This is a genomic window from Citrobacter sp. wls708, from assembly GCF_005281255.1.
Classification (GTDB): Bacteria; Pseudomonadota; Gammaproteobacteria; order Enterobacterales; family Enterobacteriaceae; genus Citrobacter; species Citrobacter werkmanii.
This window is the reverse complement of record NZ_SZXE01000007.1, coordinates 1-4,195: the sequence shown is the minus strand read 5'-3', so window position 1 is coordinate 4,195 and position 4,195 is coordinate 1. Positions and strand designations below refer to the sequence as shown.

Here is a 4,195-nt window from a genome sequence, read left to right as displayed (position 1 = left end):
GTCTGTGTGAAATGAAACCTGCCGGATGCAGCATCCCGCCTTATCCGGCCTGCCAAAGCGCATCAGGCAACCCCCTTGCCTCCATAAGACAAGCCATCCTGCGGCATATGCGGTAAACTAAGCGCGATTTTGCATCAGGAAAGCGTCTATGAATCACTCCCTTAAAGCCTGGAACACCTTCGGTATCGATCAACAAGCTAATGAGCTTGTCTGCGCCGAAAATGAGCAACAACTGCTGAATGCCTGGCAATCAGCGAATGCATCACATCATCCAGTACTGATCCTGGGCGAGGGGAGTAACGTCCTGTTTCTCGATACCTTCCATGGAACGGTGATCGTCAATCGAATCAAGGGCATTGAGATCACAGAACAACCTGAGGCGTGGCACCTGCACGTCGGTGCCGGTGAGAACTGGCATCATCTGGTACAGCACACGCTGCAAGAAGGTATGCCTGGACTGGAAAATCTGGCACTCATTCCCGGATGTGTCGGTTCATCGCCCATTCAGAATATTGGTGCTTATGGTGTGGAGCTGCAGCGTGTCTGTGAATATGTGGACTGCGTTGAACTGTCAACCGGCAAACATCTGCGCGTCAGCGCCGCGGAATGCCGTTTTGGTTACCGTGACAGCATCTTCAAGCATGAATATCAGGATCGTTTCGCAATTGTTGCCGTTGGTTTGCGCTTGCCTAAACAGTGGCAGCCCGTTCTCACTTACGGTGACTTGACGCGTCTGGATCCTACAACCGTGACGCCTCAGCAGGTTTTTGATTCTGTCTGTCATATGCGCACAACAAAGCTGCCTGACCCGAAAGTTAACGGTAATGCGGGTAGCTTCTTTAAAAACCCGGTTGTTACAGCGCACGTTGCGCAGGAACTGTTGGCCAAATTCCCGACTACGCCTCATTACCCGCAGGTAGATGGTTCAGTAAAACTGGCTGCCGGCTGGCTTATCGATCAATGCCAGCTAAAAGGCATGCGTATTGGTGGTGCTGCGGTACATCAGCAGCAAGCACTGGTACTGATCAATGCAGACCGTGCGACCAGTCAGGATGTGGTGCAACTAGCGCATCATGTACGCCAAAAAGTCGGTGAGAAATTCAATGTCTGGCTCGAACCCGAGGTCAGATTTATTGGCCCACAGGGTGAAGTGAATGCTGTGGAGATCATCGCATGAAAGATAATACCGTCCCCCTGACGCTTATTTCCTTGTTAGCCGACGGCGAATTTCATTCTGGTGAGCAGCTTGGTGAACAGCTGGGAATGAGCCGTGCGGCAATCAATAAGCATGTTCAGACGCTACGCGACTGGGGCGTTGATGTCTTTACTGTTCCCGGTAAAGGATACAGCTTACCTGAGCCTATCCAGTTATTAGACTCATCACTGATTCATTCTCAGTTGGATGGAGGGAATATCACGGTTCTGCCGGTTATCGACTCAACCAACCAGTACCTGATGGACCGTATTGGTCAACTGGAGTCAGGGGATGCCTGCGTCGCTGAGTATCAGCAGGCCGGTCGTGGTCGTCGCGGACGTAAGTGGTTCTCACCGTTTGGCGCCAATCTGTATCTCTCAATGTTCTGGCGACTGGAGCAAGGACCGGCAGCCGCAATTGGTCTGAGTCTGGTGATTGGTATTGTCATGGCGGGGGTTTTACGCGATCTGGGGGCGGATAAAGTTCGCGTGAAATGGCCGAACGATCTCTATCTGCTCGATCGTAAACTGGCCGGAATTCTGGTTGAACTCACCGGTAAGACGGGCGATGCCGCGCAAATTGTTATCGGTGCGGGTATTAATATGTCCATGCGCCGGGTAGAAGAGAATGTCGTTAATCAGGGCTGGATTAATCTCCAGGAAGCGGGAATTAACATTGACCGCAATACCCTTGCTGCCCGACTAATCCGCGAGCTGCGCGCTGCGTTGGTATTGTTTGAGCATGAGGGCTTAGCGCCGTATTTGTCCCGCTGGAAGACGCTGGACAACTTTATCGACCGTCCGGTAAAACTCATTATTGGCGATAAAGAAATATTTGGGATATCTCGTGGAATAGATGCACAAGGTGCATTATTGCTCGAACAAAATGGCGTGATAAAACCCTGGATGGGCGGAGAAATATCGCTCAGAAGTGCTGAATAATAACAAGGGGAGCTGCGGCTCCCCTTGTTTATTTATTTGCGTAGCCTGACCTCTTCAACAGCATGATTGGCGCTTTTGGTCATGATTAAGCTGGCACGCTCACGCGTTGGTAAAATATTTTGTTTTAAATTCAGCCAGTTAATCTCTTTCCATAATGAGGTGGCCGTGTTGATTGCCTCGTCTTCCGACAATTTCGCATAATTATGGAAATAAGAGTCTGGGTTGGTAAATGCCCCTTCGCGGAATTTCAGGAAGCGGTTGATATACCACGTCTGGAGTAATTCCTCTGGTGCATCAACATAAATAGAAAAGTCGACAAAATCAGAAACAAATACATGATGTGGATCGTGAGGATAATCCATCCCGCTCTGTAATACATTAAGCCCTTCAAGTATTAATATGTCGGGTTGGGCAACAGTTTTGTCGCCATCAGGGATCACATCATAGATAAGATGGGAGTATACCGGTGCCGTGACGTTGGGTACGCCTGACTTCAAATCGGAAACGAATTTAACCAGGCGGTGCATATCATAGGACTGAGGGAAGCCTTTCTTCTTCATGAGTCCACGATCTTTCAACACCTGATTGGGATGAAGAAAACCGTCGGTCGTAATCAATTCAACCTTACGATGCTCAGGCCAGCGACTCAACAGTGCCTGTAAAACACGTGCTGTGGTGCTTTTGCCAACGGCGACGCTGCCAGCAATGCTAATAATATAAGGAATACGCTCGCCGTTAGTGCCTAAAAATTGCTCCAGTACTGCCTGACGTCGCAGGTTCGAACTGATGTAAAAATTTAGCAAACGCGATAGAGGCAAATAAATTTCGGCAACTTCTTCCAGCGACAAGTCTTCGTTAATGCCTTTCAGACGAGCAATCTCTTCCTCGGTCAGGGTCATTGGCACGGAATCACGAAGCGCAGCCCACTGGTTGCGATCAAACTGTAGGTAAGGCGACGTTAACGCTTGCTCTTTTATACTCATACGCATGGTCTGGCTGTCATTGCTATATCAGGTCTGCGGTAAAAAAACGAAATCATCCCCGGCACGCAATGGCACGCACATTTCAGTTAATTTGGACAATGGGCAGGAGGGTAACACCAGATGAGGGGGAATAATAAGAAAAAATCATCCCCTGAAAAGCAATGTGACGGCTATTCCAGATGTATAAAGAGGTACTTTCTCTCTATGGATGAGCGCATGGCGGCGCAAAACTTGCCTTTGGAAGGGCGCGCGCCGTTGGAAATTTGTCCAATCATACGAAGAAATAGATTATTTATCGGACGTATAGTGCAAAATGTGAGCGATAGAACATTTTATGCAATTTTTTAGTTGCATGAGTGCGCAGGTCTCCATAAAATGCGCGCTACTTGATGCCGACTTAGCTCAGTAGGTAGAGCAACTGACTTGTAATCAGTAGGTCACCAGTTCGATTCCGGTAGTCGGCACCATCAAGTCCGGTGGGGTTCCCGAGCGGCCAAAGGGAGCAGACTGTAAATCTGCCGTCACAGACTTCGAAGGTTCGAATCCTTCCCCCACCACCACTTTCTGGCAGCGTTATCGCCGCCTGAGTTGGTTAAAAAATTAATCAGCTCGAACATAAAAGAGAGAAATCTCTTTTTTGTTACAGAAAGAACTGGGTAGCCGAGTTTCAGGATGCGGGCATCGTATAATGGCTATTACCTCAGCCTTCCAAGCTGATGATGCGGGTTCGATTCCCGCTGCCCGCTCCAGACGTGCTGATATGGCTCAGTTGGTAGAGCGCACCCTTGGTAAGGGTGAGGTCCCCAGTTCGACTCTGGGTATCAGCACCACTTCACTTCTCCTTCCCGTTTCTCTCTGTTTACTTTTAAAAGCATTCAACAGCTCAGGTATATTGCCTGGTTGATGTGGTGATATCACCGATTTATCCGTGTCTTAGAGGGACAATCGATGTCTAAAGAAAAATTTGAACGTACTAAACCGCACGTTAACGTCGGTACTATCGGCCACGTTGACCATGGTAAAACAACGCTGACCGCTGCAATCACTACCGTACTGGCTAAAACCTACGGCGGTGC

The 4,195-nt window shown here is 49.0% G+C and carries 4 protein-coding genes, 4 tRNA genes and 1 pseudogene; 7 read left to right on the top strand and 2 right to left on the bottom strand.

All coding sequences use genetic code 11. From position 1 onward, the window contains the following. Nucleotides 1–148: 148 nt before the first annotated feature. Nucleotides 149–1,177, top strand: a complete 1,029-nt coding sequence (gene murB, locus FDW97_RS02610) for a UDP-N-acetylmuramate dehydrogenase (protein ID WP_137350619.1) — start codon at nt 149–151, stop codon at nt 1,175–1,177. Further along, nucleotides 1,174–2,136 (top strand): bifunctional biotin--[acetyl-CoA-carboxylase] ligase/biotin operon repressor BirA, encoded by a 963-nt coding sequence (gene birA, locus FDW97_RS02605; RefSeq protein WP_137350618.1) that lies wholly within the window; start codon nt 1,174–1,176, stop codon nt 2,134–2,136. The genes murB and birA overlap by 4 nt, the downstream gene beginning before the upstream one ends. Nucleotides 2,137–2,168: 32 nt before the next feature. Here birA and coaA read toward each other — a convergent pair whose 3' ends face one another. Beyond that, a complete protein-coding gene (coaA, locus tag FDW97_RS02600; protein ID WP_032940924.1) occupies nt 2,169–3,119 on the bottom strand; it encodes a type I pantothenate kinase in 951 nt (316 codons plus the stop codon). A gap of 291 nt (nt 3,120–3,410) precedes the next feature. After that, nucleotides 3,411–3,491: pseudogene (locus FDW97_RS23570) on the bottom strand (hypothetical protein); the annotation flags it as partial. Nucleotides 3,492–3,510: 19 nt separating this feature from the next. Between FDW97_RS23570 and FDW97_RS02590 the strand changes: the two are divergent. The 5 genes from FDW97_RS02590 to FDW97_RS02570 form a co-directional block, all read left to right on the top strand. Next, a tRNA-Thr gene (locus FDW97_RS02590) sits at nt 3,511–3,586 on the top strand. 8 nt (nt 3,587–3,594) lie between these two features. Next, nucleotides 3,595–3,679, top strand: a tRNA-Tyr gene (locus FDW97_RS02585). Nucleotides 3,680–3,793: 114 nt separating this feature from the next. Beyond that, a tRNA-Gly gene (locus tag FDW97_RS02580) sits at nt 3,794–3,868 on the top strand. 5 nt (nt 3,869–3,873) lie between these two features. Beyond that, nucleotides 3,874–3,949, top strand: a tRNA-Thr gene (locus tag FDW97_RS02575). Between the two features lie 118 nt (nt 3,950–4,067). After that, nucleotides 4,068–4,195, top strand: a 128-nt coding sequence (locus FDW97_RS02570; RefSeq protein WP_000031651.1) for a GTP-binding protein, incomplete at its 3' end; no start/stop codon positions are given.

What these genes read in the sequence shown, in the direction of transcription:
- coaA (WP_032940924.1), bottom strand. Translation starts at nt 3,119, where the DNA reads ATGAGTATAAAAGAGCAAGCGTTAACGTCGCCTTACCTACAGTTTGAT.
- murB (WP_137350619.1), top strand. Translation starts at nt 149, where the DNA reads ATGAATCACTCCCTTAAAGCCTGGAACACCTTCGGTATCGATCAACAA.
- birA (WP_137350618.1), top strand. Translation starts at nt 1,174, where the DNA reads ATGAAAGATAATACCGTCCCCCTGACGCTTATTTCCTTGTTAGCCGAC.